This window comes from Paraburkholderia sprentiae WSM5005 (genome assembly GCF_001865575.2).
Taxonomy (GTDB): Bacteria; Pseudomonadota; Gammaproteobacteria; order Burkholderiales; family Burkholderiaceae; genus Paraburkholderia; species Paraburkholderia sprentiae.
Window position 1 is genome coordinate 196730 of the sequence record NZ_CP017563.2, and the last position, 18313, is coordinate 215042.

Annotated in this window: 15 protein-coding genes; 5 read left to right on the top strand and 10 right to left on the bottom strand. The window is 66.6% G+C overall.

The window, feature by feature from the left end:
- Position 1 precedes the first annotated feature (1 nt).
- Positions 2-2305 (bottom strand): 5-methyltetrahydropteroyltriglutamate--homocysteine S-methyltransferase, encoded by a 2304-nt coding sequence (metE, locus tag BJG93_RS29575; protein ID WP_027194793.1) that lies wholly within the window; start codon positions 2303-2305, stop codon positions 2-4.
- Between the two features lie 231 nt (positions 2306-2536).
- Between metE and BJG93_RS36155 the strand changes: the two genes are divergently transcribed.
- From BJG93_RS36155 to BJG93_RS29590, 4 genes are all read left to right on the top strand, one after another.
- Positions 2537-2659 carry a hypothetical protein gene (locus BJG93_RS36155; RefSeq protein WP_269217477.1) on the top strand — a complete coding sequence of 41 codons (123 nt, stop codon included), beginning with the start codon at positions 2537-2539 and terminating at the stop codon, positions 2657-2659.
- Positions 2660-2724: 65 nt separating this feature from the next.
- Entirely contained in the window at positions 2725-3309 is a 585-nt protein-coding gene (locus BJG93_RS29580) for a recombinase family protein (RefSeq protein ID WP_027194794.1), read from the top strand.
- Positions 3310-3517: 208 nt separating this feature from the next.
- Positions 3518-3733 (top strand): hypothetical protein, encoded by a 216-nt coding sequence (locus tag BJG93_RS29585; protein WP_231337650.1) that lies wholly within the window; start codon positions 3518-3520, stop codon positions 3731-3733.
- An 82-nt stretch (positions 3734-3815) separates the two neighbouring features.
- The gene (locus BJG93_RS29590; RefSeq protein ID WP_231337651.1) at positions 3816-4907 is read left to right on the top strand and encodes an SDR family oxidoreductase; all 1092 of its coding nucleotides are present in this window, start codon (positions 3816-3818) and stop codon (positions 4905-4907) included.
- Positions 4908-4954: 47 nt separating this feature from the next.
- Here the strand turns inward: BJG93_RS29590 and BJG93_RS29595 are convergent, their stop codons facing one another.
- The 8 genes from BJG93_RS29595 to BJG93_RS29630 all read right to left on the bottom strand — a co-directional run bounded on the left by BJG93_RS29595 (position 4955) and on the right by BJG93_RS29630 (position 14232).
- Positions 4955-5971 carry a UDP-glucuronic acid decarboxylase family protein gene (locus tag BJG93_RS29595; protein ID WP_027194797.1) on the bottom strand — a complete coding sequence of 339 codons (1017 nt, stop codon included), beginning with the start codon at positions 5969-5971 and terminating at the stop codon, positions 4955-4957.
- A gap of 51 nt (positions 5972-6022) precedes the next feature.
- On the bottom strand, positions 6023-6979 hold the full coding sequence (locus tag BJG93_RS29600) for a glycosyltransferase family 4 protein (protein WP_027194798.1): 957 nt from the start codon (positions 6977-6979) through the stop codon (positions 6023-6025).
- Entirely contained in the window at positions 6969-8108 is a 1140-nt protein-coding gene (locus BJG93_RS29605) for a glycosyltransferase family 9 protein (protein ID WP_027194799.1), read from the bottom strand. Before BJG93_RS29605 ends, BJG93_RS29600 begins: the two co-directional genes overlap by 11 nt.
- Positions 8105-9193, bottom strand: coding sequence for a glycosyltransferase family 2 protein (locus BJG93_RS29610; protein WP_027194800.1), 1089 nt, complete (start codon positions 9191-9193; stop codon positions 8105-8107). Before BJG93_RS29610 ends, BJG93_RS29605 begins: the two co-directional genes overlap by 4 nt.
- Positions 9190-10935 (bottom strand): carbamoyltransferase family protein, encoded by a 1746-nt coding sequence (locus BJG93_RS29615; protein ID WP_027194801.1) that lies wholly within the window; start codon positions 10933-10935, stop codon positions 9190-9192. The genes BJG93_RS29610 and BJG93_RS29615 overlap by 4 nt, the downstream gene beginning before the upstream one ends.
- Positions 10936-10957: 22 nt before the next feature.
- Positions 10958-12220 carry a lipopolysaccharide heptosyltransferase II gene (gene waaF / locus BJG93_RS29620; protein ID WP_027194802.1) on the bottom strand — a complete coding sequence of 421 codons (1263 nt, stop codon included), beginning with the start codon at positions 12218-12220 and terminating at the stop codon, positions 10958-10960.
- Positions 12217-12819 (bottom strand): D-glycero-alpha-D-manno-heptose-1,7-bisphosphate 7-phosphatase, encoded by a 603-nt coding sequence (locus tag BJG93_RS29625; protein ID WP_027194803.1) that lies wholly within the window; start codon positions 12817-12819, stop codon positions 12217-12219. The genes waaF and BJG93_RS29625 overlap by 4 nt, the downstream gene beginning before the upstream one ends.
- A gap of 105 nt (positions 12820-12924) precedes the next feature.
- Complete coding sequence (locus BJG93_RS29630) at positions 12925-14232, bottom strand: glycosyltransferase family 4 protein (protein WP_027194804.1); 1308 nt, start codon at positions 14230-14232, stop codon at positions 12925-12927.
- Between the two features lie 381 nt (positions 14233-14613).
- Here BJG93_RS29630 and BJG93_RS29635 point away from each other — a divergent pair, with 381 nt between their 5' ends.
- Entirely contained in the window at positions 14614-17304 is a 2691-nt protein-coding gene (locus BJG93_RS29635; RefSeq protein WP_027194805.1) for an ATP-binding cassette domain-containing protein, read from the top strand.
- A 22-nt stretch (positions 17305-17326) separates the two neighbouring features.
- Here BJG93_RS29635 and BJG93_RS29640 read toward each other — a convergent pair whose 3' ends face one another.
- Positions 17327-18256: a glycosyltransferase family 2 protein gene (locus BJG93_RS29640; protein WP_027194806.1), complete on the bottom strand. Its 930-nt coding sequence runs from the start codon at positions 18254-18256 to the stop codon at positions 17327-17329.
- Positions 18257-18313: the final 57 nt, after the last annotated feature.

Genomic DNA, 18313 nt, shown 5'->3' on the forward strand with positions numbered 1-18313 from the left:
GTTAAAGCTGGCCGAATTCAAGCTGGCGCAGGGTTTTCGCGGCCGCAACCATGTTGGTCAGCGCCGGAATCACCTCGGACCACGCACGGGTCTTCAACCCGCAGTCCGGATTGACCCAAAGGCGCTCAGCCGGAATGCGCGTGGCTGCCTTCTTCATCAGGTTCACCATTTGTTCCGGGCTCGGGATGTTCGGCGAGTGGATGTCATACACGCCCGGACCGATCCCGTTCGGATATTTGAAGTTGTCAAACGCATCGAGCAGCTCGATATCGGAGCGCGAAGTTTCGATCGTGATCACGTCCGCATCCATGTCGGCGATCGACGCGATGATGTCGTTGAACTCGGAATAGCACATGTGCGTATGGATCTGCGTTTCGTCCCGCACGCCGTTTGCCGTGATGCGGAACGATGCCACCGCCCATTGCAGGTACTCGTTCCATTGCGCGCGACGCAGCGGCAGACCTTCGCGCAGCGCCGCTTCGTCGATCTGGATCACACGCGCGCCCGCCTTTTCGAGGTCGAGGACCTCTTCGCGGATCGCCAGGGCGAGCTGGTAGCAAGACACCGAGCGCGGCTGATCATCACGCACGAACGACCAGTTCAGCATCGTGACAGGGCCGGTTAGCATGCCTTTGATGGGCTTCGTCGTTTGCGACTGCGCGTAGCTGATCCAGTCGACGGTCATCGCCTTCGGACGGCTGATGTCGCCGAACAGGATAGGCGGCTTCACGCAACGCGAACCATACGACTGCACCCAGCCGAACTCGCTGAACGCATAGCCGTCCAGCTGCTCGCCGAAGTATTCGACCATGTCGTTACGTTCCGCTTCGCCGTGAACGAGCACGTCGAGGCCGAGCGCTTCCTGCTCCTTCACGGCGCGCGTGATTTCCTGCTCCATCGCTGCCTTGTAGCCGGGCTGATCGAGTTCGCCTGCCTTGAACTGGCTGCGTGCGTGGCGGATTTCGCTAGTTTGTGGGAACGAGCCGATCGTCGTGGTCGGGAATGCGGGCAGATCGAGAATCGCGGATTGCTTTTCTGCGCGCTGCGGGTAGGCGCTTGCACGCTTGCCGAGCGACGCATCGATGCGCGCAATGGCTGCCTTTACGGCGGGGTTGTGCACGCGCGGCGAGGTGCGGCGGCTCTCGATGGCCTTCGCGTTAGCCGCCAGCGCGTCGGCGACGGAAGCTCGGCCATTGTTCAGCGCGCTGGCCAGCACGGTCAGTTCATCGAGCTTTTGCAGCGCGAACGCGAACCACGACTTGATTTCCGCGTCGAGTTTCTGCTCGCTATTCAGATCGACCGGGGTGTGCAGCAACGAGCACGACGGTGCAATCCACAGACGATCGCCGAGCGTGCGATGCAGCGGCTCGAGCCATTCCAGCGCTGCGGCAAGGTCGGTCTTCCAGATGTTGCGGCCATTGATCGCACCGACCGAGACGACCGACGTCGCAGGCAATTGCGCGACCGCCTTCGCGATTTCATCGCGGGCATTGATCGCGTCGATATGCAGGCCATCGACCGGCAGCTTGCACGCGAGTTCGAGATTGTGCTGCAACGGGCCGAAATAGGTGGCGAGCAGCAGCTTGACGCGCCGCTCCGACAGCGCTTCATACGCGGTACGGAACGCCTGACGCCACGTTGCGTCGAGTTCCGTCGCGAGCACCGGCTCGTCGATCTGAATCCACTCGATCCCTCGGGCCGTGAAGTAGTCGAGCAATGCGGCGTAGACGGGCAGCAGGCGCGGCAGCAGCGCGAGCTTGTCGGCGTCGTCCTTTGCCTTGCCAAGCCACAGATAGGTGAGCGGGCCGATGATGACCGGCTTCGCTTTGACGCCCAGCGTGCGGGCTTGATTGAGCTGTTCGAGCAGCCGCGACGGATCGAGCGAGAACTGCGTGTTCGCGTCGAATTCAGGGACGATATAGTGATAGTTCGTATCGAACCACTTCGTCATTTCACCGGCGGCCACACCGCCGCAACACCCGCTGTGATCCTCGGCACCTTGCGCCGAACGACCGCGCGCGACGCGGAAATAGTTGTCGAGCACATCGCCATGGAAGCCGCGCACACGCGTGGGCAGGTTGCCGAGCGTGAAGCTCATGTCCAGCACATGGTCGTAAAACGCGAAGTCGCCAACGGGTGCGAAATCCAGGCCCGCCTGGTCTTTCCAATGACGCTCGCGAAGCTGTGCGCCGATGGCCTTCAGTTCGTCGCGCGATGACTCGTTCTTCCAGTATCTTTCGAGCGTGAATTTCAGTTCGCGGTTCGCGCCGATGCGCGGAAAGCCCAGATTGTGCGTAGTGACCATGTTTCGTGTGTCGTCCAGAGAAAGTAACTGGAAGCGATGATAGGATTTTCCGTGTATGAATAAAAATGGATTTATTTCATACAAGGATCAATCCTGTTCATGGAGCGTGGCGATGGCCTGACGTCGACGTCGACATCGCTCGCGCGGCGCGGGACCGGGAACGCGCGTTGCGAAGCGTTCGAGATGGCCGTGGTCAGCCACGGTCACCCGCAACCTACATAGGAGAATGTCATGACTTCGGACAAGAACTCGAACCGTCAGCCGACCAATCCGGTGCAGCCCGGCCGCGACAGCGGACAGCAGCAACAGAACCAGACGCCGCCGACGCATCAGGGCGGCCAGCGGCAGCCGTGAACGCGACGAGGTGACACCCCGGTGAAATAGCGCCGCGAACGGCGGATCATGGTTACGAAAGCAACGTGGAAAAACTACACACCTATCTATTCGGCGCGCACGATGCGCTTCGGCACGAACAGGCGCTGATCCGGCTCGACAAGGCCGGCTACATGGTCACGCTCGCCCGCGTCACCGTCGAAGACCTGCCGGCCTACGTGCAGGGGCGCGAGCGCCCCGGGCTGCAGAGTCTGATCCGGCGAATCGTGCCGCGCGACACACTCGTCGTGCTGGAACTGGCCGCGCTCGGTTGCAACGCGCGCGACATCCTCACCACCGTGATGCAGTGCCGCAAGGCCGGCGTCGCGCTGCGTTGCGTCGAAGTCGGCCATACCGATCTGGCCGGCCGTCCCGAGCCCTCGGCGGTGAAGGCGCTGCGCGCGCTCGTGCGGCTCGATGCCGCGTGCCGCAGCCTGCGCAGCCGCGACAGTCTCGCGGCCGTGCGCGCGAGCGGCAGGCATACGGGCAGGCCGCCGTCGCTGTCCGAGCAGCAGCGTCAACACGTGCTGCAATCGCTCGGCGGGGGACAGTCGATCAGCGAGGTCGCGCGGCGCTTCGGCACGTCTCGCCAAACCGTGATGCGCATTCGCGCGGACACGACCGCCGCATAGGTATTGGCTGCCGGTTCTCGGCGCGCGTCCCTCTGTCCGTAACAGTTCAGTTACGGACAGAGCGCGTGCTTTGCTTTGAAAGGTCGCATGTCTAACCTGAACTACACAACAATAGGAAGACATCAGAGATTTGAACCCGAGGCGCGGCACCCTGCCGTGTGAAGCCATGAACGTAAAGCGTGTGACTGTTTATGCAAACCCGGGATCATTGCGAGTCGTCGCAGTGTGGAAAAGCCTGATCGAACATCATGCGCAGGTGTGCGGCTGGTCCGCGCACGTGAACTGCGCGGGCGGGCGGGAGTCGTTGAGCGTCGATCTGCTGGATTGCCCGCCGGATCGCCTCGCGACCATCATGGCCGCGTTGAGCGCGGGACCGATGACGGCGCTGATGAGCGACACCGAGTCGACCATCCGTTCGTCCTGAATGCGCACGACCGGTGCGCTTTTAGCGTCGTGAACGGTATAGGGCTTGCTCGTTCGTCGGCATGTCGAAGAAGGAGAAACCTATGTCCAACGATCGATCGACGAGCGCGCCGGGCCGCGAGTCGCAAGCGGACGACGACACGCCGGCGGACCACGTGTCGCAAACGCGCCGCAAGGTAGTGCAAAGCGCGGCGGCCGGTCTGGCCGCCGTCTTCGCGGGCAATGCGCTCGCCGCCGAGCCCGGCGCGCCGGACAGCAGCGGCGGCAACGCGCCGGCCGCGCCGGACGCGAGCGCATCGCTGAGCGATCCTCGCGGCCTGTATCCGCACCCGCCGTTTCAGGATCAACAGCAGCCGTGGCCCGGCCTCGCGGGCCGCATGACACCGCGCCCCGATCATGGCGAGTCGAGCTATCGCGGTAGCGGCCTGCTCGCGGGGCGCAAGGCACTGATCAGCGGCGGCGATTCCGGCATCGGCCGCGCGGCGGCGATCGCGTTCGCGCGCGAAGGCGCGGACGTATCGATCATCTATCTGCCCGCCGAGGAGCCGGATGCGCGCGAAGTGGTGGCGCTGATTCGCGGCGCGGGCCGCAACGCGGTTGCGATACCTGGCGACATTCGCGACGAAGCGTTCTGCAAGCAGGCCGTCGATCGCGCGGCCAACAGCATGGGCGGCCTCGACATCCTCGTCAACAACGCGGCGCGGCAGCACAGCCACGATTCGATCCTCGACATCAGCACCGAGGATTTCGACTGGACCTTGCGCACGAATCTGTATGGCATGTTCTGGATCACGAAGGCGGCGATTGTGCACATGCCGCCGGGCGCGGCGATCATCAACACGAGTTCGGTGAATGCCTACAATCCGTCGATCAACCTGCTCGACTATGCGATGACGAAGGCCGCGATCGCGAACTTCACGAAATCGCTTGCCAAGCAGATGATCTCGCGCGGCATCCGCGTGAACGCGGTGGCGCCGGGTCCGTTCTGGACGCCGTTGCAGGTCAGCGGCGGGCAGACGATGAAGAACCTCGAAAAATTCGGCGGCGACACACCGATGGGACGTCCGGGTCAGCCTGCGGAAATCGCGCCGGTTTATGTGGCGCTGGCGATGTCGCGCGCGAGCTATGTGACGGGGCAGGTGTATGGCGCGACGGGCGGCGAGGGGCCGCCGTGATCGCGTGACGAGGGGCGCGGCGACGCGGGCATCGCTGCGCCTCTTGCTCAATGAGTGCGAGTGGACGCGGCTTGAGCGCCGTCCATGCCCGCATGCGGCGGCGTTTGCTGACTCGCCGCGATCCGCGCGCGGAAATAGCGCGCGGTACGCAGCAGCCCTTCGTCGAGCGACGTGCCCGGCTGCCAGCCGAGCAGCGCTTTGGCCAACGAGATGTCCGGCTGCCGATGCCACGGATCGTCGGCCGGCAGCGGCCGCGTTTCGAGCGGTGACGCCGAGCCGGTCAGCGCGACGATGCGCTGCGCGATATCGCGCATCGACACCTCGTGCGGATTGCCGAGATTGACCGGGCCGCCAGGATCGTCGGCGCTGTTCATCAACAGGATGAAGGCGTCGATCATGTCGTCGACATAGCAGAACGAACGCGTCTGCGTACCGTCGCCATAGAGGGTCAGCGGTTTGCCGCGCAGCGCCTGCATCATGAAGTTCGACACCACGCGGCCATCGGCCGGATGCATGCGCGGGCCGTAAGTGTTGAAGATGCGCGCGATGCGGATCGACAGGCCATGCTGGCGGTGATAGTCCATGAAGAGCGTTTCCGCGCAGCGCTTGCCTTCGTCGTAGCACGAGCGCGGACCGATCGGATTCACGTGGCCCCAGTAGTCTTCCTTCTGCGGATGCACGAGCGCGTCGCCATACACTTCACTGGTCGACGCCTGGAAAATCCGCGCTTTTACGCGCTTGGCGAGCCCGAGCATATTGATCGCGCCGTGCACGCTGGTCTTCGTGGTCTGCACCGGATCGTGCTGGTAGTGGATCGGCGAGGCGGGGCACGCGAGGTTATAGATCTCGTCGACTTCCACGTACAGCGGAAAGGTCACGTCATGACGCATCAGTTCGAAGTTCGCGCAGTCGAGCAGATGCGCGATGTTGTCCTTCGTGCCGGTATAGAAGTTGTCGACACAGAGCACGTCATGTCCCTGCGCGACCAGCCGTTCGCACAGGTGCGAGCCGAGAAAACCGGCGCCGCCGGTGACCAGAATGCGCTTGCGGGTGAGTTCTTTCATGGTGCGTGACCCTCTGGTGGACCGGATGAACATTGAAAACGCAGCGCGGCATTACGCCGTGACGTGCAGCAGCGCGTCGTGCCAGTCCTGCGCGAAGCGTTCGATATGAAAACGTTCCAACGCGGTGCGCCGTGCGCCTGCGCCGAGCCGCAGCGCTTCGCCGGGGTCGCGCAGCAGCCCGAGCATTGCGTCGACGAGCGCGTCCACGTCGGTATGCACGAAGCCGTTTTCGCCGTTGCGGATCACGGTGGCGAGCTCGGTGGTCGCAAGACCGACGATCGGCATGCCGATCGTCATCGCCTCGACGATCGCGAGGCCGAGGCTGGTCCAGCGGATCGGATTGAAAAAGAAGCGATAGCGCGCGCTGAACGCGGCAAGATCGAGATTGCCGATTTCGCCGATCCCGTCCAGCCGCTGCGCGTCCATGCCGACGAGATCGAGCGGCACACGCGTGCGGGTTTCGCTGAAGACGTCCGCGCCGAGCCGCCGGCCGCGTTGCGCGAGATGATTGACGACCACGATGCCGCGCTCCAGCTCGCCGGTATAGCGCACGCCGTCCGGCACCACGACGCCGTGTTCGATCACGCGCGTCGGCGTGACGCCGCTGTCCCACATCAGGCGGTTGAAGTGCGTGACGTGAACCAGCAGCGTGCCGGGATCATCAACCCAATGCCATTGCTCGAACGGGTTCTCCTGCGGCGGATCGTGCTCGACGTAGACGCGCGGCAGACGCTGCTGCGCGGCGCTCAGCACGTGCTCGCGGTCGTATTCCCAGTGCGTGCGATGCTGGTACAGCACCACGTCGAATTCATGATTGGCGACGTCTTCGAGCGCGATCTCGTGCACGTTGTCGCCCCACGGCAATACGCCGACCTTGCCGGCATAACCGGGCGGATGACCGGGCTTCGTCACCAGATAGAAATCGTGCGGCGTCTGGCTCAGGTAGTACATGTAGTTGCCGTGCACGTGCCAGGTCAGCACGCGCAGCCGGCGGCAATTACGCAACATGGTGCAGACCCTCGAAAGACAGCGATACGGTTCCCTCATGCAGGCTGCCGGGCGCGCCCGGCTGTGCGCCGGGGGTGCGCGCCAGCTGCCCGCGGGCGGTCTCGACGACCTCGTCGACGCCGACGTTCAGCGCGCACGGATGGCCGTATGGGCAGTCGCGGAACATGCACGGCCGGCACGCCGGATAGTCCGCCAGCACGCGATGCCGCGCATGATCGAGCGGCGCCCAGCGGCGGGTGTCGCTGCCGCATGCGACCACGACCGACGCGGTCGCCACCGCGGCGGCGATGTGCGAGATGCCGGTGTCGTTGCAAACTACGAGTCGCGCGTGCGCTACCAGCGCCGCGAGCCCGCCGAGCGAGGTCGCGCCCGCCAGATGCAACGCGGGTGCGCTCATCGCGCCGAGCACCGCGCAGGTCAGCGGCGCTTCGGCGGCCGTGCCGGTGATCGCGATCTGCCAGCCGTCGGCGGCAAGGCGGTCAGCGACGGCCGCGAAGCGTTCGGCGGGCCAGCGGCGCGACGGCAATTGCGAGCCGGGGTGAAGCAGCACGAGCCGCGCCTCTTCGATGCCGTGAGATGCGCGCAGCGCGCTGTACTCGTCGAGGTCCGGCGCGGTGAGCGGGAAGCTCAGACGCCGGTCATGCGCCGCTGCGCCGAGCGCGCTCATCAGTGCCAGATAGCGCTCGGGTTCGGGCAGCGCGTCGGGCCAATCGATGAAGCAGCCTTCGCGCGGCGCCTCGTGCGGCTGCACGAAGCCGGCATCGGCCCGCGCGCCGAGGTCGTGCAACAGATCGTTGGCGATGCCACCGCTGCCATGCAGCTGGATCGCCAGATCGAAACGCCGCTTGCGCATCTGCGCAAAAAACGCGGGCAAGCCGTCGTTCGATTCGGGCTGCTCGGGAAAACCCACGGCGCCAGGAAACACGATCAGCTCGTCGACGAGCGTCGCATAGCGGGCGACGAACGTGCGTGCCCACGGCAGTCCGATCAGCGCGATATGCGCCTGCGGCGCGGCCGCGCGCAGCGCGCGCAGCGCGGGCACCGCGCACAACATGTCGCCGAGCTGCAGCGCGCGAAACACGACGATACGGCGCGGCGCGAGCGCCGCCAGCAGCGAGGGTACGGTCATGGAAAGAACACCTTGAAACGGATGGCGCCATAGAGCCGCCAGTAGATCGACAGGAACGGAATCGGGATCGATGTCCACATCATTTCCGCGACGTGGCGCCAGCCGTGGTTGCGCCCCCGCAGGCGCTGCGCGCAGAAATAGCCGGTCAAGCCGCACCATGCGATCAGACCCGCGCCCGCGAGCGTGGCCTGACCCGCGAGCGCACCGCCCAACGCGAGCAATGCGGCGGCGAGAATCGCGTAGTACAGCAGCGGCGGCCGCGAGCGAATCCGGGTTCGAAACAGCTCGGGATGCTTGCGATAGAGCAGCGCATCGAACTGGCTTTTTTTCTGCTGCGCGATGCTGACGCCCCAGCGCGCGGGCCGCACCGGATGCACGACCACCGCGTCGCGCGCGCGCACGATCTGGCCGCCCGCGGTCAGCAGCGTGAACTGCAGGTCCGAATCCTCGCGCCATGCCGACGTGAAACGTTCGTCGAAGCCGCCGGTCGCGACGAGCGCCGTGCGCGTGACGAATACGTTCGCGGTCGCGAATTCGGCGCGCGCGAGGCCGCTCGTGTCCGCTTCGTAGTCGGTCGGCAGATCGGGCAGCTCAGGCAGCGGCACGACGATCCTGCCGGCGGCAGCGCAGGCGCCGTTCGCAACTGCCGCGACGCCTGCCGTGAGCCAATGCCGGTCGGGCAGCGTGTCGTCGTCGGTGAAGGCGATCAGCGGCGCGCGCGCAAACTGCCAGCCCGCGTTGCGCGCGCCGGCCGGACCTTGGGTGCGCGTGACCGGCAGGTAGTGCACCTCCAGTCCGCGTGGCGCCTGCTCGCGCGCGAATCGTTCGACGCAGGCGCGCGTGGCGTCGTCGGGACCGTCGTCGCAGACCACGATCTCGTAACGGTGCGGCGCGAACTGCTGCGCGCACAGCGCGGCGAGGCAGTTCGCGAGCATCGCGGGACGGCGGTAGGTGGGCACCACCACCGACACGTCCGGCCGCGACGGCGTGCGCAGCGTGCGGCCGGTTTCTTCGGCATCCTCGCTGCTGCGGCGCGCGGCCACGCCGCCATGCAATGGCGCCGGACACATGACCGACGCGTTCATGCGCCGCCCCCCGCCTTGTCGACGAGGAACGGGCCGATCACGAGCGCATCGAGCGGCGAAGTCCAGAACGACTCGACCGCGTCGCGAGGCGAATTCACCATCGGCTCGCCGCGCGTGTTGAACGACGTATTGACGAGGATCGGCACGCCCGTGCGCTGCTTGAACGCGGCCAGCAGGTCGTAGTACAGCGCATGCTGCGCGCGGTTGATGGTCTGCACGCGCGCCGTGCCATCGACGTGGCGCACGGCCGGAATACGCGCGGCCTTGTCGGCGCGCACGTCGAACACGAACAGCATGAACGGCGCGGTTTGGCCGTTCACGAACCATTCGTCCGCTTCCTCTTCCATCACGACCGGCGCGACCGGGCGGAAGTCCTCGCGATCCTTGATCTCGTTGAGCTTCGCCTGCATCCGCGGATCGACCGGCGACGCGAGAATCGAGCGCGCACCGAGCGCGCGCGGCCCGAATTCGGTGCGGCCCTGAAACCAGCCGATCACCTTGCCTTGCGCGAGCAGATCGGCGCTCTCGCCGGCGATGTCGTCGAGGCGCCGGTACGGCACTTTCGACCAGCGCAGAAACTGCTCGATTTCCGCTTCGCTGTATTCGGGCCCGAGATACGCGTGATCCATCTTCCAGTGACGCTCGCGCTCGCCGCGCGCGGCACGCTCGCGATAGTCGGTCCACAGTGCCGCGCCAAGCGCGGTGCCGGCGTCGCCGGCCGCCGGTTGCACCCACACTTCGCTGAACGGCCCCACGTCGCGCACCTTCGAGTTCATCACGCAGTTCAGCGCGACGCCGCCGGCCATGCACAGCCGGCTCAAGCCGGTCTGCCGATGCAGCCAGTGCGCGAGTTCCAGAACGGTTTCCTCGAGCACGCGCTGCAACGAATGAGCGATGTCGAAGTGGCGCTGTTCGAGCGGGCCGCCGCGTTCGCGCGCGTGACCGAAGCGCTCGGTCAGACGCGGCGCCTCGACGGTATAGCTGCCGTCCTGCCGGTAGCGGACGATCTCGCGGAATACGTCGACGTAGGCCGGCTTGCCGAACGACGCGAGCGCCATCACCTTGTACTCGTCCGATGAGTGCAGGAAGCCGAGCCAGTCGGTCACCGCTTCATAAAGCAGCCCGAGCGAGTGCGGCAGCTCGACCTGCTTCAGACGCTTGTACTCGCCCCCGACGAACTGCCCCATGCTGGTCGTTACGCCCTCGCCGCGGCCGTCCATCGTCAGCACGGCGGTGTCGTCGAACGGCGCGGCGAGAAACGCGCTCGCCTCGTGCGCGAGATGGTGCTCGACGAAGTGCCATGCGAAGCCATGTTCGCGGTCCACGCGCTGGAAGCGCTTGCGCAGATGATGCGGCGCACCGTCGAGCAGTTGGCCCTTTGCGTTGGCGATATAGCTCAAAAAGAGCGGGTCCCACGGCGACGCGGACGGATTGTCCGGGCGCGTGGCGGCCGGATCGAACGGCAGCTCGATCGTCGCGCCGGGCTTCTTCGGCATGCCGCCGAACAGCGTGGGGTCGTAAGAGTAAGCGACGTGATCGATCTCCGCGAGCGTGATGCCGGCGGCGCTCAGGCAGTAGTCGATCGCATCGAACGGGAGTTGCCAGGTCGAGAACGGCACCGGGCGTTTCGCGTGCTTGACGTGCGTGAAGCGTTCGTCTTCGGCGGCGGCGAGCACTACGCCATCGCGCAGCAGCGCGGCCGCGCTGTCGTGATAGACCGCATTGATTCCGAGTGTGTACATAGCGTTCGCAATGAGTGTGGGTTCAGGGGACCGTTGGCTGATCCGCCAGCGACGGCGTGCTGGTGCTATCGGCGCGACCGGCGCACACCGGTCGCGAGCCGGCGCGTTCGGACCCGCCACGACGCGGCGTGTGCGCATGCGCGCTCCGCAATTCGAGTGCCGCCTGCACGACCTCGTCGGTCGGAACGCCGAGCAAACAGGCGTGATGCCCGTGCGGACACACGCTGCGATAGCACCAGCGACATTCGACGTCGCGAAACAGCACGCGTTGCGGTGTTTGCCACGGCGTGTGCTGCGGATTGGTCAGCGCGTAAAGATCGACCACCGGCGTGCCGAGCGCGGATGCGACATGCACCGGGCCGCTGTTGTTGGAGACGAGCACGCTCGCGCGTTCGAGCAGCGCGGCAAGCTCGGCGAGCGTCAGCGCACCGCTCAGGTCGTAGAGCTGCGCGCGCCTGTCGGGCGCGGCCGCGCGCATCACGGTGTCGACTAGCGCCCGCTCGCTGGCGCTGCCGGTCACGAGCACCGGGGCGCCGGTTTCGCGCGCGAGCCGTGCCGCGATCTCGCCGAAGCGCTCGGGCGGATAGCGGCGCGACGCGGCGGTCGCGCCAGGATGCAGCACGATGCACTCGGCGTGGCGGGAGATGCCGAGCGCCCTGAGTTTCGCGTCGAGCGACTGGCGAGCGGCGGGCGGCACGCGAAAGCGCATGCCGGTGTCGCTCGTCTGCGCGCCGACGTGACGCACCAGATCGAGCTGGCGTTGCACCTCGTGCCGGGTGCGCTGCTGCGGCTCCGGTTCGCGCAGCCAGTCGGTCAACAGCGCGTACGGATTTTCGCGGCAATGGGCGAGGCGGCGGGGAATCCCCGCGAGGTAGCACAGCATCGCGGCCGGCAACGGGCTCTGGCTGTAGACGGTGAAAATCACTGCAGCGTCGAAGCCGCCGCGCCGCAGCCGCGCCTGCATGCGGTGATCGTCGAGCAGATCACGCGTCGCGTTCGACGCTTGTGCGACCCACGGCGCGTCGTATTCGATCACGGCGTCGACGTCGTCGAGAAACGGTGCGAGCGCGACGCCGCTGCCCGACGCGAGCAGCGTCAGGTGGCGATCCTCGGCGGATTCGCGCAGCGCGTGCAGCGCGGGCGTCGTCATCAGCACGTCGCCGAGATTGTCGAGGCGCACGCACAAAATCCTTTTGACGTCGTCGCCCCAGCACACTGACGGCGACGTCTCGGGCACGCCCGCATGAGCCAGCCTGGGCGGGGCAAGTGGCAGTGGCGCGTTCACCGCAGCGCCTCCTTGCGGCGCACCGCGGCGCCCCGTGACAGGCCGTGCAGCACGACGAGCTGCGCGGCCTCGTGCAGACCGGCGGCGCGCAGGCCGGGTGTGCGCTGCGGGCTCATGCGCCATTCGGTTTCGTGGCCGTTGTCCAGCAGGATCGTGCGACAGCCGGCGCGATTGCCCGCTTCGACGTCGTCGAGAATGTCGCCGATGAACCAGCTGTTGCCGAGCTCGAGTCGGTGCTCCTCGGCCGCGCGCAACAGCATGCCAGGCGCGGGCTTGCGGCAGTCACAGACGATCGCGTAACGCGCGACGCTGCCCTCGGGATGATGCGGGCACCAGTACGCGCCGGCGAGCGTGGCGCCGCACTCGGCGAACATCTGCCGCAGCCGGCGTTCGACGTCGAACAGCGCGCTGTGTTCGAACTTGCCGAGCGCGACGCCGGATTGATTGCTGATGACGAACAGCGGGTACGGATAGGCGGCGAGCAGCGCGAGCGCCTCGCGCGCGCCCGGCGCGAAACGCATGAACGCGGGATCGGCGTTGTACGGCACGTCTTCGAGCAGCGTGCCGTCCTTGTCGATGAACACAGCGGGTAGCGTCATGATGGTTCGTGGTATGCGCGAGCTTCGGTCAAGAGTCGGAAAAGGCGCGCCGCAGCCGCTGGACCGGCCGCGACGCGTTCCAGAGGCGCGCGCCGCGCGCAGTCGTCAACGGAACGATGCTCCGGCTGCTGCTCGCAGCGGTGCCTGCGCCGGTTCGGAGGTGGCATCGAGCGAGGTTTTGGCCGGTGCGAGCCTTGCCGCCCGCGCGTAGATTTGCGCGAGCGCTTCACTGACGCCGCGCCAGGTAAAGCCGGTCCGCGCGCGATCGAGGCCCGCTTCGCCCATCCGGCGCGCGAGCGCGGGGTCGCGCCGCAAGCGGTCGAGACGCGCGGCGAGCGCGTGCGGATCGCGCGGCGGCACGAGAAAGCCGGTCACGCCGTCGACGACCGAATAGCGGATGCCGCCCACGTCGGCGCCGATCACCGGCGTCGCGCAGGCCATTGCCTCGATCGGCGTGATGCCGAACGGCTCGTACCACGGCGTCGTCACGAACACGTCGGCGCCGCTGTAGAAGTAGCGCAGTCGCGCGCGGCCGCGCCGGCCGACGAAGCTTGTCTGCTCCGCGACGCCGCATTCGCGTGCGATCTCGCGCAAGCGCGCGATCTCCGGCGTGGCGATTTCGTTGGGCGCGTCGGAATTGCCGCCGACCACGTACAGCCGCGCCGCCGCATCGAAGGTGTGCTTCAGCACGCCGACGCCGCGCACTACGTTGTCGATGCCTTTGCGCTGTACGAGCCGGCCTAGCTGGAGCACGATGAAGTCGTCCTGACGCCAGCCGAGCGCGTCGCGCGCGACCGCACGCTCGATGGGCCTGAACTCCTCGGCATCGAAACCGCACGGCACGATCTCGATGCGCGCCCGATCCGCGCGATAGTGTTCGAGCAGATCGGCTTCGTCCTGCGGACATTCGGCGACGACCACGTCCGAGCATGCGACCAGTTCGTCTTCGATCGCGAAGCGCTCGTCGGGAAAACCATCGTTCGCTCCCTGATGGATACGCCGCACGCGGCCGAGAGCGTGGAACGTCGTGACGAGCGGGATGCCGAGCGCCGCCTTCACTTGCAGCGCGGCGCGGCCCGACATGAAGAAATTCGCGTGCATCACGTCATAGGGCTGCGGTTCGCGGCGAAAGAACGCGATCAGAAACGCGGCGAACTCGTCCATGAAGGGCAGCAGCTGCTCCTTCGGCAATTGCCGCGGCGGTCCCGCGGGCACATGAATCACGCGCGCGCCGTCCATCTCGACGCGCTCAGGCAGCAGTGCGCGATCGCGGCGTGTGAACACGTCGACCTGGTGGCCCATTTCCACCAGCTGGCGCGCGACGTTCGCGACGTAGATGTTCTGCCCGCCGCTGTCGACGCCACCGGCGACAGCAAGTGGCGACGCGTGTTCACTGATAAGAGCGATCTTCATTGGCACTCCTTCCTGAGATGCGCGGTTATTGATATTGAGGTTCGTATCGGGCGCACAGCATGCGGTGTGCCATTCGCATCCCGCGGTGTGAATAAACGACGCAAACGTTGGGCGAGACGGACGAAGCGCTGTGGCGTGCCCTTTTTCTTGCCGAGCGGGAGGCGCTGTGGCGTTCCCTGTTTCTACACGCGGTCATGTAACTTCGAACCACTCGCGACGCATCGGGACTAGGATGGGCGGATGACGGCGCGCGGTTAATGAGTAAGGGATTCGCGCAAAAGGGCTGTATCGAGGGGCTTTTTTGCTCGCGCTTGGGCGCGCTGCTTGCTCGCTGCCGCATTCGTGTGACATTTTTCCGGCCGCGTCGCGACCCAGGATCTCATGCCGAATTCTGCCCAGATGCCTCGCTCCGCCCTGACTCGCCGAATCGTCGGCGATCTCGCGCAGGCGGTATGGCGTTATCGCGGACAGACCGTCGCGGCGCTTGCGCTGATGATCGCTGCGCGGCTAGCGACCGTGCTGGTGCCGCTCACGCTCAAGCACATCGTCGACGAGCTCGGCCATCCGCTGGCTCAAGCGGTGTTTCCGGTGTTCCTCGTGCTCGCCTATGCGCTGTTGCGCTTTTTCGGCGACGCGCTGAACGAGGCGCGCGACGTCGTGTTCAGCATCGTCGTGCAGCGCACCGTCGCGGCGCTGACCGAGCGGACCTTCGCGCATCTGCATCGGCTCAGCGCGCGCTTTCATGCGCGGCGCGAGACCGGCGCGATCGTGCGCGACGTGCAGAAAGGCGCCGACGGCATCGGTTTTCTGCTGGGCACCGCGCTGTTCACGATCGTGCCCACCCTGTTCGAGATCGCGGTGATCGTCGCGATCATGGTGCACAACTACGCGCGCGAATTCATGCTCGCGGTCGCCGTGACCTTCGTGCTGTACGCGGGCTATACGTTCGTGTTCACGCGGCGGCGCGTGGCATTCCAGCGCGCGGTCAATCAGCTCGAAGCGCGATCGGACGGGCGGCTCGTCGATAGTCTGCTGAACTACGACACGGTCAAGTACTTCGCGACCGAAGACAGCGAAACGCAACGGCTCGGCGACGTGCTGGAGCAGTGGGTGCACGCGCGGGTCGCGAACCAGAACGCGCTGACCGCATTGCACGTGGGACAGAGCGCGGTGATCGCGCTCGGGGTGGCGGCGGTCATGCTGCTCGCCACCCAGCACGTGGTGGCCGGCAGCATGAGCGTGGGCGATCTGATTCTGGTGAACGCCTACCTGATCCAGATCTGCATGCCGTTGAACACGCTCGGCTTCGTGTTTCGCGAGACCAACGACGCGCTCGTCAACGTCGAGCGGATGTTCGTGATCCTGGCGGCGCGCGGCCGCGTCGGCGAGGATATCGACGCGCGCGACGCGCAGCCGCTGAAGATCGGCGCGGGCCTGATCGAATTCGAACACGTCGATTTCGGCTACGACTCGGCGCGTCAGGTGCTGCGCGACGTCGACTTTCACGCGTACCCGGGCAAGACGCTCGCGGTGGTCGGCGGCAGCGGCTCGGGCAAGTCGACGCTCGTGAAGCTGCTGTTCCGGCTGTACCGGCCCGAGCGCGGCATGATCCGCATCGACGGACAAGACATCAGCATGGTCACCCAGCGCAGTCTGCGCGAGGCGATCGGCATCGTGCCGCAGGACACCGTGCTGTTCAATGAAACGATCGCCTACAACATCGCGTATGGACGTCCGTCGGCGACGCGCGCCGACGTCGTGCGCGCGGCGCGTGCCGCGCAGCTCGACGAGTTCATCGAGCGCTTGCCCGACCATTACGACACGCGCGTCGGCGAGCGCGGCGTGCGTCTGTCGGGCGGCGAGCGGCAGCGCATCGCGATTGCGCGCGCGATCCTGAAGGACCCGCGCATCATCGTGTTCGACGAGGCGACCTCGGCGCTCGACACACGCTCCGAGCGCGCTATCCAGACCGAGCTGACGCGCCTCGCGCACGGCCGCACGTCGATCGTGATCGCGCACCGGCTTTCGACCGTCGTCGACGCGGACTGGATTCTGGTGATGGAGCACGGCCAGGTGGTCGAGCAGGGCACGCATCGCGAGTTGCTTGCGCGCGAGGGCGTGTACGCGAAGATGTGGTCGCTGCAATGGCAGCAGGGCGAACTCGAACACGCACAACGCCGGCTGACCGCGCGATCGGTCAGCATCAGCGCATTGACGGCGGGTGTGATCGATGCGCTGCACGACGAGATCGCCGAACACCGCGTGCTCGTCTACGCGGAGCCGTCCGACAACGAACTGCGCGTGACCGGCGATCCGAGCGTGCTGCAACCTCTGATTGCCGAGCTGTGCCGCAACGAGATCGCGCAGGCGAGCCCGGGGCAGCGCATCGCGTTGCGCGCGCAGCGTCACGGCAATCACGTGTGGGTCAGCGTGCTCGGCACGGGCGACAAGCCTGCCGAGTTGTCGCAGGCGACGGCGCGGCATATGGAAAGCGCGCTGGCGGCCGCCGGCGGCAGCTTTACGCTGACGCCTCTGCATGGGCGGCTCGCCTATGTGGCGATGCTGCCGCTGCGGCCGATCGCGGATGCGCAGTCGCCGCTCGCGTCGTTGCCCTCGGCGCCGGGTGCCGGCGAGGCGGCTCCTCTCGACGGCCTTTTCGTCATCGCGATCGACGATCAGGAAGAAGCGCGCGACGCGCTCGAAGCGGTGCTGAGCACGAGCGGTGCGCGCGCGCGGCTATTCGCGGCGGGCACCGAAGCGCTGGACTGGCTGCGCGCGACGGACCCGGCGCGATGGCCGCAGGTGCTGCTCTGCGATCTGATGCTGGGCGGCGAAGACGGCTACGACGTGCTGCGCCGGTTGCGCGAACTGGAAGGCCAACGCTCGTCGCTGGCGGGCAGGCCGCTGCCGGCGATCGCGTTGACCGGCTACGCGGACGCACTCGACGAACAGCGCGCGCGCGCCGCGGGCTACAACGCGCATTTGCACAAACCCGTGCCGCCCGCGGAACTGATCGCCGCGATCCGGCGGCTCGCGCATGCGCCGTCGCGCGCGGACACGGCGTTGCCGTGACGAGCAAGCGCGCGATTGCTGGCTAGGTCGGCGCGTCGAAGTTGCCCACCGTCGTCGTTGCGGCCGCGTCGAGATTGCGCTCAGCCGCGCGTACGCGCTCGCGCATCGCGAGGATCGACTGTGGGACCAGCCGGCGTGCTCGCGCGGCCCACGCCAGCCCGGCCAGCAATTCGATGCCGTCGTGCCTCAGCGTGCGTTCGCGGGCGAACACGTCGAGTGCGCGCAGCGTCGCGCTCAACGCTTCGCTCCACGGCAGGCGCAGCCATGCCACCCACGCGGCGTTACGCGCGAGGGTGCGACGCCGCAACGCGCTGTCGCGCACCGGCGACGGATGATGATGCAGCGTCAACTGCTCGCAGTAGACGATCGCATATCCCGACGCGAGCACGTCGAGCGACACGAGTGCTTCCTCACCGCCGATGAAAAGACGCGGCTCATAGCCGCCGACCTCACGAAACAGCGCGGTGCGAAACACACACGCGCCCGCCATATAGCCGATCAAAGACGGCCCGGGCAGGCCGACGCGGCCGAGCGGACTCGCGCGCATCAATGCACAGGTCGGATCCGTCGCGTTGTCCGCGCCGACGGCGACGCGCGCGTTCAGCACGCCGATGCGCGGCCATGCATCGAGTAATTGGACCGCGCGTTCGAGCGAACCGGGCTCCCACCAGGTGTCGTCATCGCAGAACGCGACATAGTCGGTCTCGACGCACGCGAGCGCGCGGTTGCGGCCCGCCGCGCCGAGATTGCCGTTGCATTCGACCACGCGAACGGTCGGACAGCGCGCTTGAACGAGTGCGACGGTGTTGTCGGTGGAGCCGTTGTCGGCGACGATGATCGGCGGCTTTTCGGGCAACGCGAGCAGACGTTCCAAGGTGGTGAGCAATTCTCCCGCGCGGTTGTACGTGAGAACGACGATCGAAATGCGCGGGTGGGTGGCTTCTCTTTGCATGTTGTGCGATCGCTTCGACGGTTGGACTGCGACGGCGAAGCAAGCGCTGTGCCCTGC

Bases quoted from the DNA above. Each gene is read 5' to 3' on its own strand.
- metE (WP_027194793.1), bottom strand. From the start codon at position 2,305: ATGGTCACTACGCACAATCTGGGCTTTCCGCGCATCGGCGCGAACCGC.
- BJG93_RS29635 (WP_027194805.1), top strand. From the start codon at position 14,614: ATGCCGAATTCTGCCCAGATGCCTCGCTCCGCCCTGACTCGCCGAATC.
- BJG93_RS29595 (WP_027194797.1), bottom strand. From the start codon at position 5,971: ATGAAAGAACTCACCCGCAAGCGCATTCTGGTCACCGGCGGCGCCGGT.
- BJG93_RS29605 (WP_027194799.1), bottom strand. From the start codon at position 8,108: ATGACCGTACCCTCGCTGCTGGCGGCGCTCGCGCCGCGCCGTATCGTC.
- BJG93_RS29630 (WP_027194804.1), bottom strand. From the start codon at position 14,232: ATGAAGATCGCTCTTATCAGTGAACACGCGTCGCCACTTGCTGTCGCC.
- BJG93_RS36155 (WP_269217477.1), top strand. From the start codon at position 2,537: ATGACTTCGGACAAGAACTCGAACCGTCAGCCGACCAATCCGGTGCAG.
- BJG93_RS29600 (WP_027194798.1), bottom strand. From the start codon at position 6,979: ATGTTGCGTAATTGCCGCCGGCTGCGCGTGCTGACCTGGCACGTGCAC.
- BJG93_RS29590 (WP_231337651.1), top strand. From the start codon at position 3,816: ATGTCCAACGATCGATCGACGAGCGCGCCGGGCCGCGAGTCGCAAGCG.
- BJG93_RS29625 (WP_027194803.1), bottom strand. From the start codon at position 12,819: ATGACGCTACCCGCTGTGTTCATCGACAAGGACGGCACGCTGCTCGAA.
- BJG93_RS29640 (WP_027194806.1), bottom strand. From the start codon at position 18,256: ATGCAAAGAGAAGCCACCCACCCGCGCATTTCGATCGTCGTTCTCACG.
- BJG93_RS29610 (WP_027194800.1), bottom strand. From the start codon at position 9,193: ATGAACGCGTCGGTCATGTGTCCGGCGCCATTGCATGGCGGCGTGGCC.
- BJG93_RS29615 (WP_027194801.1), bottom strand. From the start codon at position 10,935: ATGTACACACTCGGAATCAATGCGGTCTATCACGACAGCGCGGCCGCG.